Genomic DNA, 17,759 nt, shown 5'->3' on the forward strand with positions numbered 1-17,759 from the left:
ATGGCCAAGCTATAGAAGTTGGGGCGAGGTTTCTAATATGCTAAAGCCGCTTTCGCCGGAAATAAAATACGAATACACAGGCAGCGAGCAAGGCAAGCAGCGATATGCCCGCTGTCATGGCCTCTGACGTACTGCCCTGCTGCTGCCGGCCTTGCTGTCCGGCCCCCCAAAATTCGCCGGGATCGCCAAAGCCATCTGGAGGGGCAAAGCCCATACCGTCCGGGGCACGTCTTCCGCCTTGGACCCCATCTTGGGGCGCTTGCCCATTAGGAGCAGCTGCCTGATTGCCGAGAGCAGGGGCTGCCCCTTGCTCTGCCGGTGCTCCTTGCTCTGATTGTGGTGAGTTAGCGCCTTGCAGTGCCGTAAGGTCTTGTCCCGTTTGGGCTGCTTCTACCCCCAGCTGATTCGGCGCTTGCTGATCTGCGGAAGCGCCTTGCTCTCCAGCGGCTGCGGGGGCATCGACATTATTGCGGATGCCCGGAGCTGCGCCCGCTCCGAATCTGCCGCCCATGCCGCCACCCATGCCGCCGCTGCCCGATCCGTCCCCGGAGGAAGGAATCGTTCCGGCGAGCTGCCGGGCAATGTTGTCGACCTGCTTCGCATTGGTCGCTAGTAAATCCGATACGCCTTGTTGATATTCTTCATACGTATAGAATGCAGTAGGGTCCTGCTCAACGTATTCGGAGATCATCTGCTTCAATTGCTCCACGCGTGACGAGAAACTATCCTCCGATAAATAGCCTTCGATCGCCTCTCTAATGATGTCGTGGTAATTATCTTTATAAGCATCCACCGCTAGCAGCTTGGCAATGAGAGGGCGATCGGCTAGCGCCCCTTGGGTAGGCTCGTCGATCAGCAGCGCTGCGCCGGTTTGTCCCGGCATCGCATCTGCTGCTTGACCCTCGTTGTTTACAGCAGGCTGCCAGGCGTCGCCGTTTGGCAATTGCGGCGGAGCAGCTGCATTATTTCCCGCATTGCCGTCAGCATTGCTGCCGACATCGGTAATTGCCTCGTCCGCTGCGTTCCCCGCTGTAGGGTTGCGCCACTGGCCGCCGCGTCCCATGCCCATTCCCATGCCGCCGCCCAATCCGCCGAAGGCCATGTTGTAGTCCCAAGGCAGAATGGAGAACACACCGTCTTCTTCGTACAAATAATAGTTTTGCTTGTTGCCGCCGATATAGCTGTCGGTATTGTTCGTGACTACGTTCAAGGCAATATACTTCAAAGCCTCCTCGACAAAGAGCACACTTTCATAGTCAGTGCCATGATTCAATTCGTCCAGCATAGCAGTCAGCACGTTTCCGTTATGGGAATTGGACTTCAATTCCAGCCCGGTGTATGATTCCGGGTTATCGTCAATCCAGAGCAGATCGCTGCCGCTGCCCGTCATGACGCCTTTGTACAAGGCTCCGTAAGCATTATCGAAATGACGCTCCAAGTACGCGGTCCCGATTTGCTCGACGGCCAGGTAGAAGCCCCACAGCTCGTCGTTGATATAAATGTTGACGAATGAATATTTCGGTGTCGGCAGCCCCATCGTTTCCGCCAGCTCGTAAGCGAGATACTCCCGCATATAAGAGGCATCGCTGTAATTGTTGTTCAGATTGATTTTTTCAAGCCCGCCCAAGGTTTGATTGACGTATTCGTTAAAAGACAGCTTAAAGCTGTACCTGTCCGAATCGCTCATTTGTACCACGCTGCGCAGAGTTAAGTTGCCTTTCGTGCGGATGCCGATATTGTCGATCTGCTGTCCGTTATAATTTACGGAGGCGGGTTTATATTCTTCGGCGCTGGCATTGTCCAGCATGTCCTGGAAATCGTCCGGATCGATCGTAATTTTTACGTCGACGACTTTTTCTTTGGGGAAAACAACCTCGTCGAGAAATTGGGCCGCAGCCGACCCGGATGTAGGGTTATAAGTGCTGGTGGCAGCCGTGCCATGATTGCTGGAAGACAAGGAGGCCGGCGCATTGGCAGCGGAGCACGCGGCGAGCCCAATGCACATAAGTACAAGGAACAGCACCTTCAGAGCGCTCTTCAGCCTAAAGATCATGATACATAATCCCCGTTATAGCTGATCAGCACGGCGTTTCTCACTCCGTCCAGCTCGGAGATCCGGTTGACGAACACGCCTTCGCTGTCGCGGAGGCGAACCTCCAGCGTTATCTCGATGTTGCCGGGAGATACGGTTTTTTGCTTCACATTATAGCGTTTGACAAGTCCGGATATGGCCCGGTGAATCGCCTGCTCGCTCTCATCGCCGCTGCAGTTGATCACGAGCAGATAAGGTGTCTCCAATGTGGAGTTCTTAATGAACAGGAATAGTACCAGCCCGATAATGACGGAGCCGATGGCCGCCAGAGTGTAGAAGCCTGCACCGGTGACGATGCCTGCGGCAGCGGCCCAGAACAGGAAGATCAGATCGGTAGGATCTTTGATCGGTGTTCTGAAGCGGACGATCGACAGGGCGCCGACCATGCCGAGCGACAGGATCAGGTTGGAATTGATCGCGATGATGACCATCGCCGTCACCAAGGTCATGCCGATCAACGAGACGTTGAAGCTTTTCGAGTACAGTACGCCGCTGAATACTCTTTTGTATAGAATAAAAATAAAGAGGCCGATGATGAACGCGATGCCTAGCGTGATGAGAATTTTGGACAGGCTGATATCGGATGTAAAGTTGCTTAGCACCGATTTTTTGATAATGTCGCTAAAGGTTGTGGATGATGCATTAGTTGTCGTTTCCATAGTGATCAATAATCCTCCCATGAGTTTTCTTTAAGATATTTGCAGCAAATGACGTATTTCGATGCGGATTGGCGGCTAAGCCCATCAAACTGGAGCGCGGCCCGGATTGTCTCGGGGATGAATTCATCGTATTTGACTTCTAGAATGATGAGCTTATCGTCGATCGCGGATACCGGCTGCAATTGGTGATCGAAAATATCGACCGCATGCAGCCCCGTTCTTAAATCCTTGTCAAACGTAATCCGGACGTTGCCGTTTGCAAAGACGAACGGCTCGCGCACGTAATCCACGATAACCTTCGGTCTGAGCAGCCGGTGGTTCATCTGCTGGTAGAGCTCCATTAGAAGCGGCTTCTCCGGTACGTTAAGAACCTGAAAGTCGCCGTCAAGTATGGAATGGTACATATCGCGGGTGATTGGCTCCTTCACCTTGGCGATGTAGTCGTTCAGTTTAATTTTTTTCTCAAAATGGATCACGTCGTCCTGCATATTGTAGATACGGATGCGGTATTTGCAGCGCTGGCGGATTCCCCCCAGCTTCTCGTGCAGCGCCGTATTATCAATGTCGTCGAAGTAGAGGCTGCGGATGTGGTACTCCCCGTTAGAGCCTGCATGCTGATCATGATCCATCAGGTTAGTCAATCGCTGCCGCAAAAGGAAGTATTGCTGCCGGTTGATTAAAAATTTGAGTTCGTGCCGAAAGTTGAGTTTCGTGTTCATGAATGCTTGTACACCTCTTTTCCTGGGGAATTTGCTATATCGTTCATAGCTGGTTCATACTCGCTGTGTGAGCTCAAGATACATCCTAACAACCGTTCCTGATTTCTCACTTAATGTAAACTGAATGTCAACTGAAAGTTAAAATATGTTTCGATATATTAAATTCGGGTAATGAATAATTTGGATATTATACATAGTCGCTTATTATCAAACAGGGAAAGGAACGTAAGACGAAGATGGCATGGAACCAGATGAAGAAGACAAGGACACACACGCAGAAATGGGATAAAAATAAGGGGCTGCGGCACTTATTTCTCATCGGCTCGATTATGGCTCTGATGGCTATGGTCGTAGCCGGCTGCGGAAAGGAAGGGGACGCCGTGAAGGCGGAGAATGTCCCGCCTGCTTCAGCGATGGATGGGGGCAATGCTTCCAGTGCCCCGCCTGAAATCGATGCGGCGGCAAACGATGGAGACGGCTCCAATGTGAACTTTGAAATCGAGACGAGCGGGAAATCCGAAGATGCTCCGGATGACCAAGGCGATCCAAACGTATGGATTAAAGCAATAGCCAAGCTGGAAAACGAGAGAGTCGTGATTTCGGGTACGACGAATCTACTGCCGGGCGCAAAAATGAAAGCCGATCTCACTGCTGCCGGCTACAATATGTGGGGATACAACGATGAGGCGGACGTGGGACGCGACGGCACTTTCAAGTTCGATATCAAGCAGCCGAATATCAAGGAAGGGACGCTGGACATTACGATCAGCTTCGTACCCAAGGAGCAAGCGGGCGAAATGGAGTCTTACGGCAAGGACGGCAGTAAGCTGACCGGTTCATATATTCACCAGTATGAGGAGTCGGATCAGGTATATCAGAAGGTGTTAGCCTTCATTCGCGTAAGCGCGGACCCGGAGAAAGCCGACAGGGAGTGGGAAACGGAAATTCCCGGAGAGAGGCCGGAGGACTACGGCAGCCCGACCGTATGGATGACCCCGGTAATTTCGTTTGACGGCACCCGCTATCAGATCAAGGCCACAAGCAATCTGCTTGAAGGGGTAAAGGTAAAGGCTGACGTGGACATCCCAGACCATTGGCATTTCGGGTACGGTGAGAGCGCCCGGGTCATGCCGGACGGTTCGTTCAGTCTGCAAATGAAGAAGCCGGACAAAGTGGATACGTTCTATATCATCTTGAAGGTCGTTCCGGACGAGGATATGCCGAAGGCGGCGAAAGAAGCTTATGGGGCTAACGGAGAGAAGTTCGATGGAGAGCTGGTCAAAGCGGAGCAGAGCGATCAAGGCTCCATATCGGTCATCCAGATGAAAATGAAGATAAAAGAAGAACAATGACAACAAGGGAGCCTATGGTATGAAGTTACCAGGGGCCCCTTTTTTATCGGGTGGGCGTTTAAAGCTTGGTCTGCGTATTTACATACCGTTTGCGGCCATGGAGCAGCAGGAGGAGCGCAGGCGGCAGGAAATAAAATATCATATTTATGGAAAAGAGGTACAGCTTGTCCGCAGTGACAAGCCGTACCTCTTTTAGGTTTAGTTCTCGATGACGATCCGATCGAGCTTTAAATTAACCGGGTTGGCGATCGTATCGCCTACCGGGCACTTGCTCTCCAGAAAATGTACGAATTCCTCTACTTTTTCACGAGGGGAGCTGGTTTTGACATAGAACGTATACCGTATATCGGAGTATCCCGGGCGAACTTCCGACCGATTGAAGAAGCCGTCCAAATCGATATCGCCTTCCACTTCCACCCGGAAATCCTCAAGTTTAACATCGAATTTCGGCGCGTATACCCGGGCGACAATCGCCTGGCATGCGCCGAGGGAGGCCAGCAGCGCCTCGACCGGATTCATGCCGGTATCCGTTCCACCCAGGCTCTTGGGCTCATCGATGATCAGTTCAAATTGGCGGGAAGACGTCTTGACTTGTACGCCGTTTTGCAGGTGCGCAGTTGCTTTGAAGGTTTGTACAGCAGACATTGCAGATCTCTCCTTTGCTTAAATCATACTTATCCGCTAGATTTTATTGAATTATAGGCTTGAATTATCCAAATGTCAATGCAAAAGTAAGCGGGTGGGACATTCACACATCCTAGGCTCCTTCAATACTGTGTACTACAAAGGGGGATGGGGAATTCATGCTTTACGATCAAGCTCTTTTGAATGGGTTGTCGCTCAAAGAAGACGGCTGGAAATATGATGCTTATCGGCAGTTTGCGCTTAAGTTGGCCGATACGGAGTATTTATTTCCTTGCATCCCGGCAACTATCGGATTTAAACGGAGACAATTCAGGTACGGATTCGTCAGCGACCCTCGCACAGATCGGGCTGCGGCGGAACTGGCCGGGCTGCTGGGGTGCTTCGGAGAGGAATCGCGAAGCTTCGGGAAGTATGCTTCTTTGGTTCTCTTCTTCGAGACGCCGCAGGAGCTGATCCAGAGCTGTACCGTGGCGGAATACAAGGATATTTTCTGGAGGCTGCTTCTTAAAGTTAGGGAGCTGGATGACCGGGATTGGCCTGTGCATGTTCCGGCAGATCCCCATGATCCGCTCTGGGAATACTGCTTTGGCCAGGAGCAATATTTCGTGTATTGCGCAACTCCGGCCCATCGCCTGCGGCAAAGCCGGTATTTTCCTTATTTCATCATGGCGATTACGCCCCGTTGGGTGCTCGAGGAATTTAATGCGTCCGGCGAAGCAGCAGCCCATATCAGGAATAAAATCAGGGAGCGAATCCTTGCGTATGATGCGGCCAGCATTCATCCCGATCTGAACAGCTATGGAAGCGGTGATAATTTCGAATGGAAACAGTATTTTCTCGGGGATGATTCGGCTCCATCGGCTTCGCGGTGTCCCTTTGCTAATATCCATTTGAACAAAAATTAAATTCGTTAGTCGTACAATCCTTCCTCCGGGAATAAAATGGTACAAGTTCGGGCGCTGATTTGTGCTACGGGAGGAGAGGATGAGGCATGAGCTTATTTGTAAGTTATATTTTGTTGGGGCTGTCGCTGGCTGCGCCGATCGGCCCGATCAATGCCGCGCAGATGGACCGGGGGATTCGCGGCGGGTTCTGGAATTCCTGGCTGCTGGGACTCGGGTCTTTGTGCGCTGATTTTATATTTATCGGTCTCGTATATTTCGGCACGGTTCACTTCCTGCAGGTACCTTTCGTAAAAACCTTTCTATGGCTGTTCGGCAGCTTCGTGCTCCTATACAGCGGCTGGGAGGGGCTCAGGGGAGCGAGGGAGGCAGCGGAATATCGGAACGCCAGGCAGGAGTCGTTATATAAATCCTTTGGCGCAGGCTTCGTTCTGTCGATCTCCAATCCACTGTCGATCATGTTCTGGCTGGGGATTTACGGCTCGCTCCTGGCGAAGGCAGCTCAAACCTACGGCATGAGGGAGCTTGTCTTGTATACCTCGGCGGTTGTTATGGGTCTCGTTATTTGGGATTTGGCCATGGCGGTCATGTCCAGCGGGTTTCGCCGGCTGCTAACCCCGCGCCTCTTAACGGGAATTTCCGTGCTTTCCGGGCTGTCGCTCATTGCCTTCGGCTTTTATTTCGGGTGGCAGGCCTGTCTTGAACTGCTGGGGTAACATCGTAAAAACGCACATAAGCTGCTTAGAGCTGGACATTTGGCGTTGTGGCTTCTTTGGATAATCTGGATATTGTACAGATTAGCACAAAGGAGTGGGAGAGCATGCCAAAGATCGCGGACAAATATTTGGCGGTAGACCCGTGGAAGGTCGTGGAGGAAGGTTTTGACTCGGAGCGGAACCGGGTGTCGGAATCGATTTTTTCATTGGGCAACGAATATATGGGGGTCAGAGGTTATCCAGAGGAAGGATACGGCGGGGATACTCTGCTCGGCAGTTACTTTAACGGGCTGTTCGAGGAAAACAAGGTGGATGCGCATTACAAAGGGATCATTAAATCGCTGCGCTTCATGGTCAATGCGGTGGATTGGCTGTACACGCGGATTACGGCGGATGGCGAAGCCTTTGACATGTCGACTAGCGCGTTCTCGGATTATCGGCGCGAGCTTGATTTCAGGAGCGGAATATACAAACGTGAATTGGTATGGCATTTGGCTAGCGGCAAGAGGCTTAAATTGACGTTCGAGCGTTTTGTCAGCATGCGCATATCGAGCCTGGGCTGTCAGCGTATTAGCTTCGAACCGCTGAATTTCTCCGGTACTGTCCGGGTTGTGGCAGGCCTGGACTTTGCCGTGCTGCATGAGGATCAGGGGCGCACATATTGGGAAGTGCTGCGGCGAGGGGCAGAGAACGGGATCACCGGCATGCTCGGACGGACGGTACAGACGAAGAACCGCCTGTTCTCCGGGTTTCGGTTGGAGGCTTCCAATGAGATAGAGAACGTGGCGTTGACGGGGGAGGACCGGCGCTTTATCGGCCGTGAGCTGCTGTTAGGGGTGGAACAGGGTCAAAGAACGACCATGGACAAGTTGACGATAAATCTGGCGGAAAAGGACACCAGCCGTCCGGATGAGGAAGTATGGAACGATGGGCTGGGACTGGCCTTGCGCTACGCGGACCTCGACTATGACACGGCCGCTGCGCAGCAGCGGGAGTATTGGGCGCATGTGTGGGAGACGTCCGACATTGTCATCGACGGCGATCCAGAGAATCAGCAGGGAATCCGGTTTTGTATTTTTCAGCTGCAACAGACGTATCATGGCGATAATCCGGGCTTTAACATCGGGGCAAAGGGGTTGACAGGCGAAGCCTACCGCGGGCTTGCCTTTTGGGATACGGAGTCGTATTGTCTGCCCTTTTATATATTCAACAATCCGAAGGCGGCCCGGAGCTTGCTGGAGTTCCGCTACAGGTCCCTGCCTCATGCTCTGGAAAGAGCGAAAGAGCTCGACTGCGAGGGGGCGTTCTACCCGATCGCCACGATCGATGGGACGGAGAGCTGCGATTTGTGGCAGCATTCGAACCTGCAACTGCACGTAGGCACAGCGGTGGCTTATGGAATTCGGCATTATGTGAACATTACGGGGGATACGAGCTTTTTACATGAAAAAGGCGCGGAAATGCTGATTCAGATTTGCCGGTTTTACGCCACTCGTGGGCAATTCGGGCAAAAGACGGGCGAATTCGGTTATTTCGGCGTGATGGGGCCTGACGAATTCCAACTGATGGTCAACAACAATTGCTATATTAACTGGATGGCTAAAAAGCTGTTCGAATACACGCTGGAAGTGATCGGTGAAATGCGTGAGGCCGATTTCGGGGCATTTGCTGCGCTGGCGGAGCGTCTTGCCTTGACGGAGGAAGAGCAGGCGGATTGGCGGGAAAAGGCCGCCCGCATGAAAATTCCCCAAGATCAAGAGACGGGAATTTATGAAGAGCATGATGGATTTTTCGATATGCCGCATTTGGATATCCATTCGATTCCGGTGGCGGAATTTCCGTTATACTCGCACTGGTCGTATGACCGGCTGTATCGCTACGACATGATCAAGCAGCCGGATGTGCTGATGTTCATGTTCCTATACAGCAGCGAATTCAACCTCGCGGCTAAGCGGGCTAATTATGATTATTACGAACCGAGATGCATTCACGAGTCCTCCCTCTCGCCGTCGATTCATTCGATTCTTGCCGCCGAGATCGGTCGGCCAGAGGAAGCTTATAAGTTCTTCGAATTCGCTTCCCGGCTTGATCTGGACAATTATAACCGCAACACGCGGGAGGGGCTGCATACGACCTCGATCGCTGCGGCCTGGATGAACATCGTGTACGGTTTTGGGGGCATGCGCTCCGACGGGGAGAAACTGGTCTTCCATCCGGGCATTCCGGATCGCTGGAAGCGGTACAGCTTCCAGGTGTTCTATCGGGGAACCAGGCTGATGGTCGAAGTCAACCAGGAATATGCGACTTTGCGCGTTACCTACGGTCCTGACGTAGAGGTTGATATTTACGGCAGGGGTTATCGCGTTGCTGCCGCCGGGGTAAAGGTCGAGTTGGAACAGGCGAAGGTGGGGTAACGGGATGAGCTGGATTGTGCGGGAAAGCGGTTTTGATCGACGGCGGATAACGGCGAACGGGAATAAATTCATGATCGGCAACGGTTATATGGGTTACCGGGGTACACTGGAGGAGTATGGCCGGACGGAGCTAACGGCAGTGACGCTCGCCGGCCTCTATGACCGGGCAGGAGATCAGTGGAGAGAGCCGGTCAATGCTCCGAACGGCTTGTTCACCCAAATTTACTGCGAGGGAGAACTACTCGGTGTGTTGGCCGGGGAGCCGGTGGAGCATGTCCAAGAGCTGAACATCCGGCATGCGGTGCATCGCCGCCGGACGGTGTATCGCATGCCGGGCTCGGCTGGCGGCCGGGTTACGGTGAGGACGGAGCGGTTCTGCAGCGCGGTGCGGCTGCATCTGCTCGCGAGCCAAACCTCCGTGCAGTGCAGCGAGGATTGCGAGCTGGTGATCCGGACGGGCATAGACGGAGATGTGTGGGATTTCAACGGCCCTCATTTGGAGGGGCTGATGGGCGCGGACGTGGAAGGCAGCCTGCTGGTCTCTGGGCGGACGCAAGAGCTGCTGGTGCCAGTCGCTGCAGCAGAGACATGGGCTTGGGACGGTGCTGGGGAGTCTAGAGATCTATCTGGGGAGAAGGCGGATGTTGGAGCGGCTGGGAGAATGTCCGCAGCGGCTAGGATTGACGTTCCCGGCGAATTGCCGGAAGCAGCCGTGATACAGGAACAGCTGCCGTGGAAGGCCGAAACGAAGCTTGGAGCAGGCTTTGCCTTCCGTGAAATCCGGCTGCGCTGCAAAGCTGGGGAGACTTACACGTTCTATAAGTATGTGTCCGTATTTACAGGTTTGGATGAGGGTGGCGAGGCCGGGGAAGCGGCGCTGAAGTACAGCCAGGAGGCGGCCGCACTCGGATACGAGGCCCTGCTGAAGGAGCATGCTGAGAGCTGGGAGCGGAAATGGGAGCGCTCGGACGTAGTCATTCATGGCGATGATGAGGCCCAGCTTGCTTTGCGGTACAGCTTGTATCAGCTGCATATCATCGCGCCGGGGCATTCCGAGAAGCTGTCCATCCCGGCGCGCGGCTTATCCGGTCAGGTCTATAAAGGGGCGGTATTCTGGGATACGGAGATGTTCATGCTGCCGTTCTACCTGCATACGCAGCCGGAGATAGCGCGCAATCTGCTGATGTACCGGGTGCATACGCTGGACGGGGCACGGCGAAAAGCAGCCGAGTATGGCTATGAAGGCGCGTTTTATGCCTGGGAAAGCCAGGAGACGGGCGACGATGCCTGCACGCTGTTCAATGTCAACGACGTGTTTACTGGCCGTCCGATGCGGACTTACTTTCGTGACAAACAGGTTCACATTAGTGCGGATGTCGCCTATGGCATTTGGCAGTACTATCTTTTTACCGGTGATGACAGCATTCTGCTCGAGGGGGGAGCCGAGGTTGCGTGGGAATGTGCGCGATTCTATTATTCTTACGCGTATTTTAATCCGGGGAAACAGCGCTATGAAATTCTCGATGTCACCGGCCCTGACGAATATCATGAGCGGGTACACAACAATGCTTTTACCAATGTTATGGTCAAAAAGTGCCTGTCCATCGCGCTGGAGGCGCTGGCTTATTTGCGGGAGGAGCATCCTTGGCGATACGAAGCGCTGATGTCCGGGAGCGCAGTCACTCCTGAGCAGCTGCGGGAAATGCATGATCGCTTGTACGTTCCGCTGCCGGATGCGAACAGCCGGCTCATTGAGCAGTTTGACAAATATTATACGCTGGAGGATATGTCCCTCGCAGAGCTGAAATCGAGAATGCTGAATCCGCATGAGTATCTTGGCGGGGGAAACGGACTGGCTGCGACGACGCAAATATTGAAGCAGGCAGACGTGGTGCTCCTGCTGCACTTGTTCGGGGAGGATTATGACAGGGACACGAAGCGGGCTAACTGGGAATACTATGAGTCCCGTACCGAGCACGGTTCAAGCCTGAGCTCCTGCATTTATGCCCTCGTTGCTGCCGATATCGGTATTCCCGACTGGGCTTACCCTTATTTCATGCGGACGGCCACGATCGACCTGACAGGGGACTCGAAGCAGTATGTCGGCGATTTGTATATCGGCGGGACGCACCCGGCGGCCAACGGTGGAGCCTGGATGGCGGCGGTGCTCGGCTTTGCAGGGCTGCGCATGGACGGAGGGGTGGTACGGATCAGACCGTCTTTGCCGAGCAAGTGGCAGGGGGCAGAGTTTCCGCTTTGCCTGCTGAATCAAATCTTTCGGGTCCATGTCGATCAAGCGAAGGTTACCGTCGAGGCGCATGCGGATAACGTTCGCGGCCTACAATTCCAATTGGGGGAGCAAATCGTATTTGTCCAGCCGGGTGAGATGGTTAGTCTAACATATGGATCGTTAAAGGAATGAAATAAGAAATTTGAAATAACGGGGACGGACATGGATCATCAAAGGAGGAGCATCATGCTGGATACGATGAAAGGCGCGATATTCGATCTGGACGGCGTGATCGTGGATACGGCGAAATATCACTACTTAGCCTGGCGAGTGTTGGCCGAGCGGCTCGGATTCGATTTTACAGAAGAAGACAACGAACGGCTAAAAGGAGTTAGCCGCATGGAGTCGCTGCGCATACTCCTTGAGGTCGGAGGCATAGAGGTCGGGGAGACGGAGCGTCTGGAAATGGCAGAGACGAAGAACAGGGAGTACTTGAACTATATCTCCAAGCTCGATCCCTCTGAAATATTGCCAGGTACGAAGGACTACCTGGAATTATTAAGGGGAAAAGGCGTTAAAATCGCTTTAGGCTCAGCCAGCAAAAATGCAGCCACTATATTATCGCGGCTCGGTATCACCGAGTTGTTCGACGCTGTGATCGACGGTACGAAAGTGTCGCAAGCGAAGCCCGATCCTGAGGTGTTTCTAGCAGCCAGCGAGGAGCTGGGGCTTAAGCCGTCCGAGTGCGTCGTTTTTGAGGACGCCGCAGCGGGCGTACAGGCGGGAAAGGCAGCCGGCTGCAAGGTGGTAGGGATCGGCAGCCCCGGCATTTTGCATGAGGCAGACCGCGTGATCGCCGGACTATATGAACTGATTTAATCACACCAAGCAAAATTAAATCTATTGGTTTTAGCGATCCTGCTTTTTTGCAGGGTCGTTTTTTTGGCGTGAAGCATAGAAAAGGGGAAGAGGACAATCCCCGGGTCCTTCGCAGCCAGGACGGGGTGCTGCGTTCCCTGGGCGGGATGCTCCGCTGTGAGTGGTACCCACCCTGGCACATAGCCATACCGAATCCCCCCTTTAATAAACTCCCGTTTAATTCAGGGGGCGTGTAGATAAATCAGTAGTTGTTGGCACTTCGATTGTTGGGACGGTGTTTTGATAGAGATTGATAGAGATTGATAGAGATTGTTAGATCGTTGATGGTGCATCGAGCCCATATCTTTACTAGGTCATTTTAAATCGAAATGCATTTTATACATCTAGTTAAGCTCTTTTAATAAAAAATACATGCGCTAAATGTAAAACATGCAGTTAGTTTGCTGGAATGGAGCTCATTCGTCGAAATAGCTTAAAACTAAATGTAGGTTTTGCAGTTAGTTCCCTCTAACACGACCAAAACCGATGAACTAACTGCAGGAAATACATCTAGCCAACTAGGAACAGTTAAATCTGTTGTCTAATTTATTGGAGAGCAAGACTTCTTTATTAGGGGCCGTGAGAAATAGGCCGTTTATGCAAACTATTGCTGCCAATGTGCAGGAATTTTTCCGGTGCAAGGCTAATTTGATGGAGAGCAGGCGATATTTCTGGACTTTTGCATCATTCGGACAAACCCGTGTGCTATTACATGGACCGAGTAGCGAAATCAAAGAAATGCCAATGATGTGCGTAGAAATGCGCATACTTGCTCGTTTTTGCAATTGATATAGTTGAAGTGCCGGGGGTGCATGGCAGGTGAAGATGAGAATGAAAAATCCGCTCTACAGAATGAATGTAAAACAGCAGCTCATTTTGCTGTTTCTGGTCGTTATTATTCCGTTATTTGTCCTGAACGCTTACGGCAACTACCGGACGGGGCAAATTTTGAAGCAGCATGTGACGAATGCATACATCGAGCTGAATAAGCAAAATTTCAAGCTGATCAGCCGCGATATTGAAGCGATCAACAAGGTGAGTTCCACGGTATTCCAGAATGCGCTGCTGCAAAAATTGAATCCGGTTTCAATGGAGGAGACGGTGCTGGAACGGGTAAAAAACTACGAAAACCTGGAGAAAGTTCTGGCCTCTTATTCCCAGGACAGCGATGAGCGCGAACCGCTCTATTATTCGCTGTACGTTTACGATCCTGACAATACATACAGCTTTGCCCCCTTCTATCCGGGACCTCGCAAATCAGGCGTATATTTCTTTGCCGACGCGGAGAAACCGGAATGGTTCGATGAGGCGATCGGGAAAAAGGGGCGCGGATATTTGCGGCTGGTGGAGCATTTGTCTCCGCCCACAAGAGGGCAGAGCAGCCAAAAAACACTGGCTTATATCCGGGCCATTAACAGCATTTACTCCAATGGTACGATCGGGGTCTTGGTCGTGACGAATTTGGATGCCCGGATCGGTGAATCACTGCGGACGGTATCGCTGCCAGAGGGGGAGCTGTTTTTCACGGATGGGGACAATCGGATTCTAGCCGCGAGTACGCCCGAGCACGAGGCCGTGCTGAACCTGCCTGCAGAGGCAGATTCCGGCGAAGCAATGATCGGAGTGATGGATGTTATTACCGACAAGTTTATTTATGTCATTAATTACAACTACGTTCTTCAGCAGAAGCTCGTATATAAGGTGCCTTTGCAGGCACTGCTCCAGCAGCAAAACGAAATCAAGCAGGTGATCCAGCTTATCTCGATCGTTTATTTTGCGGTTGGCCTGTTTATATTGCTGTATTTCTGGCGTTCGCTGATGACGCCGCTGCAGCGGCTGGTGTACTTCGTGAGGAAATACGAACCCGGAAACGTCGTTCCGGAAACACCGAGGCTAGGGAGGAACGACGAAATCAGTGTGCTGATTTATACGATATACGACATGGCGCGCCGCCTAAACTCGCTTGTGCATTATAAATACGCGATGGATTTGAAGCAGAAGGAAAGCCAGCTGCAGCTTCTGTATCAGCAGATCAATCCTCATTTGCTGTACAACACGTTGGAGAGCATTTATTGGAAAAGCGCGCTGGAGGGCAATACGGCTTCCGCTGAAATGATCAAGGAACTGTCCAAGCTGATGAAAATCAGCCTGAGCCGGGGTAGGGAGTTGATTACGCTGGAGGAAGAACTGGAGCATGCCTCGGCCTATATCAAGCTCCAGCAGCACCGGTACGAATATCAGTTTCGCGTTGGCATAGATATTCCGGTGGAGCTGCTTCCGGCAGCCATTCCCAAAATCACGCTGCAGCCGATTATCGAGAATGCGATCATTCACGGGGTGAAGCATATGGGGGAAGACGGCGAAATATGGATCAGCGCTTCCGGAGACGATGAGCATATGTTCATTCACATTGAGGATAACGGCTATAAGGCCGTTGATTATGAAAGGATCAATCGTCTGCTGCATGAAGAGAATCCTGATCCGGCGTTTGGTTACGGGATCCGTAATATTAACCAGCGCATCAAACTGCACTTCGGAGCGGCTTACGGATTGAGCTATGCCGGGCGTCCGGAGGGCGGAACCAGGGTGACACTGCATCTGCCGAAGACTTTCCAAGGCTGGGAGCAGCAGGAACCGGGCCAAGATAGCAAGCTGAGGTAACAAACAGACGTAGCAAATAGACGTAACAAGCGACATGGCATGCAGACGTAGCAAACAAAGGTAACAACAGACGTAACAAACAAGTGGTAACAAGCTAAACGTAACAACAACATGACAGGCAAGCATAACAAGCGACATAACAGACAGGGGGAGTGCATGTGTACAATATTTTGCTCGTTGATGATGAACCGTTGATTTGCAAAGGCTTGGCCGGATTGCTGGAGGAATCTGGGCTTGATCTGGACTTGGTGCATACCGCATACAGCGGCCAGGAGGCGCTCGATTACATTCGCATGGAAGAGATCGATTTGCTTGTGACGGACATTCAAATGGGAGAAATGAGCGGTATTGAGCTGATGCAGCAGGCCAAGCTGATCAAGCCCTGGGTGCAGACGGTCATTATTTCGGCCCATGAAACGTTTCAATATGCGCAGATGGCGCTTCGACTGGGGGCGAAGGATTATCTGATCAAGCCGCTGAACAGTGAACAATTCCTCGATTCGGTGCGGAACGCCCTGCTCAAAATGGATAAGCCGGTTCCGCCGATCCGTGAGTTTTTGACGCCGGAGGCGGAGCATTTTCAAATGGAGGAGCTGGAGCCGGAGCAGAGCGAAGGGCTGAAGCTCTTGCTGGCTGGCCCAGTCTCTGCTGCTGCCGGCATAGCATTGGATAAGGCCGTGGTGCAGCAAGGCAAGCTAGGGCTGCGGGGGCCTTATTTTGCCGTGATGAAATTGAAGCTGGAGCTGGCGGTCAAAGGCGATGGAGTCTATACATCCCAGGATCGCCGATTGCTCGAATATGCGGCTTTAAATGTGGCCAAGGAGCTGCTCTACGGGGAATGGAACGCATTGTCCTGCTGCTCTGCAGAGCGGGAAATCAGTATTGTGCTCCAATGGAATGAGCAGGAATACGCCGAACTGGACGTCAACAAAATCAATCAGCTGGAGATGATCGGCCGCAGCCTGCACCATCATGTTCATAAATATTTGGGTGTGGCTGCACGGATTGGAGTCAGCCAAATTCTGAAGGGAGCGGAGTTCCTGCCCGTGCTGGGGCAGCAGGCCGAGAAGGCGATGAAGTGGGGAGGAGGGCTTGCAGATTATCATGTGTTCTATTACGGCGATTTCAATTGGCATAACTATACTCAGGTCCCCTCAGCCGAGGAACTGACGACCCAAAGTAACCGGATCGTAGAAAGCGCAAGGCTTTACATTGAAGCGAATTACAATCAGAAGGGGCTAACCATCCATGAGGTCGCGAAGAAAAACCATGTCAGTCCCAACTATCTCAGCTATTTATTCAAAAAGAACACCGGCCACAATTTATGGGAATACGTGATCAAGCTGCGTATGGAGGAGAGTAAATCCCTCCTTCAAAATACCGATCTTCGCCGCTACGAAATCGCGGAACGCGTCGGTTACGAATCTCCAGAGCATTTCAGCAAAATTTTCAAAAAATACTTCGGCGTCAGCCCGAGCGAGCTGAAGAAGTAAGATCGGCTATAGTTCGCATAGTTTTGCACATGTTCGGCGCTCCCTCGTTTTTTTAAGATAAAAGAAGGTTCCAGGCTAGACACTACAGAGGAATGAGGGAGTCGCGTGAAAAAATATATGTGGGGGTATTTATTTCTCGTACCGGCGATAGCTGTGTTTATCGTTTTCTTATGGGTGCCGATCGTGAAAGGCATCGTGTACAGCTTCTATAATATCGATTTCGTGAAAGGGAATACGTTTGTCGGCTTCGACAACTATATCAAAATATTCAATAATCCCGATGTGCTGCTGTCGGTCCGAAACACACTATATTTCATGTTATTAACTTTGGTCATTGGCTTCTGGGTACCGATTGCTGCCTCGATCGCGATATCCGAGCTGAGATTCTTTCAAGGGTTTGCGCGGATCGCCGCTTATTTGCCGTTCGTCGTGCCCGGCGTCGTGCTATATGGGATGTGGAGATGGATGTATGATCCGGTTGGTCCAATCAATGCGCTGCTGGGCTGGTTTGGAGCGGAGCCGGTATCGTTTATTTCCGATGGCAGCTGGTCCATGGTGTCGCTGGTCGTCATGGAGACCTGGCAGCAATTCGGTTCGGCGATGCTGATTTACTTGGCCGGAGTGCTGAGCATTCCAAAGGACTGGTACGAAGCGGCGGAAATCGACGGTGCTGGCGTCTGGAACCGGATAAAATACATCACGCTGCCCTCGATGCGGAATTTGATCGTATTGATGCTGATTTTGCAGCTCATCGGTACCTCTCAGGCTTATCAATCGCAGTTGGCCATGCTGGACGGCGGACCGAACAAGGCTACACTGACCTATGCGCTGCTTACAGTAAAATACGCCTTTACGCAGCTCGACTACGGAGCGGGCACCGCGCTGGGCGTGCTGATGTTCCTAGTGCTGAGCGTGCTCGGAATTATGCAATACAAGCTGAACAGGGAGGATTATTAGG

14 protein-coding genes are annotated in these 17,759 nt (G+C 52.2%); 10 read left to right on the forward strand and 4 right to left on the reverse strand.

Annotated elements, in window-relative coordinates; genetic code table 11:
* Positions 1 to 40: 40 nt before the first annotated feature.
* From ACYUJT_RS18335 to ACYUJT_RS18345, 3 genes are read right to left on the reverse strand one after another with little or no spacing between them, the layout of a single operon-like run.
* On the reverse strand, positions 41 to 2,053 hold the full coding sequence (locus tag ACYUJT_RS18335; RefSeq protein WP_460324873.1) for a CotH kinase family protein: 2,013 nt from the start codon (positions 2,051 to 2,053) through the stop codon (positions 41 to 43).
* Positions 2,050 to 2,751, reverse strand: a complete 702-nt coding sequence (locus tag ACYUJT_RS18340; protein ID WP_460324876.1) for a DUF4956 domain-containing protein — start codon at positions 2,749 to 2,751, stop codon at positions 2,050 to 2,052. The genes ACYUJT_RS18335 and ACYUJT_RS18340 overlap by 4 nt, the downstream gene beginning before the upstream one ends.
* A 5-nt stretch (positions 2,752 to 2,756) precedes the next feature.
* On the reverse strand, positions 2,757 to 3,470 hold the full coding sequence (locus ACYUJT_RS18345) for a polyphosphate polymerase domain-containing protein (protein ID WP_460324879.1): 714 nt from the start codon (positions 3,468 to 3,470) through the stop codon (positions 2,757 to 2,759).
* A gap of 251 nt (positions 3,471 to 3,721) precedes the next feature.
* On the opposite strand from ACYUJT_RS18345, the gene ACYUJT_RS18350 reads away from it, so the two are divergent.
* Together ACYUJT_RS18350 and ACYUJT_RS18355 are read left to right on the forward strand one after the other, a co-directional pair.
* Positions 3,722 to 4,822 (forward strand): hypothetical protein, encoded by a 1,101-nt coding sequence (locus ACYUJT_RS18350; RefSeq protein WP_460324882.1) that lies wholly within the window; start codon positions 3,722 to 3,724, stop codon positions 4,820 to 4,822.
* Positions 4,823 to 4,841: 19 nt separating this feature from the next.
* A complete protein-coding gene (locus ACYUJT_RS18355) occupies positions 4,842 to 5,018 on the forward strand; it encodes a hypothetical protein (RefSeq protein WP_460324884.1) in 177 nt (58 codons plus the stop codon).
* Positions 5,019 to 5,020: 2 nt separating this feature from the next.
* Here ACYUJT_RS18355 and ACYUJT_RS18360 read toward each other — a convergent pair whose 3' ends face one another.
* The gene (locus ACYUJT_RS18360; RefSeq protein ID WP_460324887.1) at positions 5,021 to 5,467 is read right to left on the reverse strand and encodes an OsmC family protein; all 447 of its coding nucleotides are present in this window, start codon (positions 5,465 to 5,467) and stop codon (positions 5,021 to 5,023) included.
* A gap of 158 nt (positions 5,468 to 5,625) precedes the next feature.
* On the opposite strand from ACYUJT_RS18360, the gene ACYUJT_RS18365 reads away from it, so the two are divergent.
* From ACYUJT_RS18365 to ACYUJT_RS18400, 8 genes are all read left to right on the forward strand, one after another.
* A complete protein-coding gene (locus tag ACYUJT_RS18365; protein ID WP_460324890.1) occupies positions 5,626 to 6,372 on the forward strand; it encodes a YqcI/YcgG family protein in 747 nt (248 codons plus the stop codon).
* Positions 6,373 to 6,458: 86 nt separating this feature from the next.
* The gene (locus ACYUJT_RS18370) at positions 6,459 to 7,085 is read left to right on the forward strand and encodes a LysE family transporter (protein ID WP_460324893.1); all 627 of its coding nucleotides are present in this window, start codon (positions 6,459 to 6,461) and stop codon (positions 7,083 to 7,085) included.
* 104 nt (positions 7,086 to 7,189) lie between these two features.
* Positions 7,190 to 9,499 (forward strand): glycoside hydrolase family 65 protein, encoded by a 2,310-nt coding sequence (locus tag ACYUJT_RS18375; RefSeq protein ID WP_460324896.1) that lies wholly within the window; start codon positions 7,190 to 7,192, stop codon positions 9,497 to 9,499.
* Between the two features lie 4 nt (positions 9,500 to 9,503).
* On the forward strand, positions 9,504 to 11,921 hold the full coding sequence (locus tag ACYUJT_RS18380; protein WP_460324899.1) for a glycoside hydrolase family 65 protein: 2,418 nt from the start codon (positions 9,504 to 9,506) through the stop codon (positions 11,919 to 11,921).
* A 54-nt stretch (positions 11,922 to 11,975) separates the two neighbouring features.
* Positions 11,976 to 12,608 carry a beta-phosphoglucomutase gene (gene pgmB / locus ACYUJT_RS18385; RefSeq protein ID WP_460324902.1) on the forward strand — a complete coding sequence of 211 codons (633 nt, stop codon included), beginning with the start codon at positions 11,976 to 11,978 and terminating at the stop codon, positions 12,606 to 12,608.
* Between the two features lie 891 nt (positions 12,609 to 13,499).
* On the forward strand, positions 13,500 to 15,308 hold the full coding sequence (locus ACYUJT_RS18390) for a cache domain-containing sensor histidine kinase (RefSeq protein ID WP_460324905.1): 1,809 nt from the start codon (positions 13,500 to 13,502) through the stop codon (positions 15,306 to 15,308).
* Positions 15,309 to 15,466: 158 nt separating this feature from the next.
* Complete coding sequence (locus ACYUJT_RS18395; RefSeq protein WP_460324908.1) at positions 15,467 to 16,801, forward strand: response regulator; 1,335 nt, start codon at positions 15,467 to 15,469, stop codon at positions 16,799 to 16,801.
* Between the two features lie 117 nt (positions 16,802 to 16,918).
* The gene (locus ACYUJT_RS18400; protein WP_460325392.1) at positions 16,919 to 17,758 is read left to right on the forward strand and encodes a carbohydrate ABC transporter permease; all 840 of its coding nucleotides are present in this window, start codon (positions 16,919 to 16,921) and stop codon (positions 17,756 to 17,758) included.
* The last annotated feature ends 1 nt before the right edge of the window (position 17,759 follow it).

The sequence above is a fragment of the Paenibacillus sp. YSY-4.3 genome, assembly GCF_054767475.1.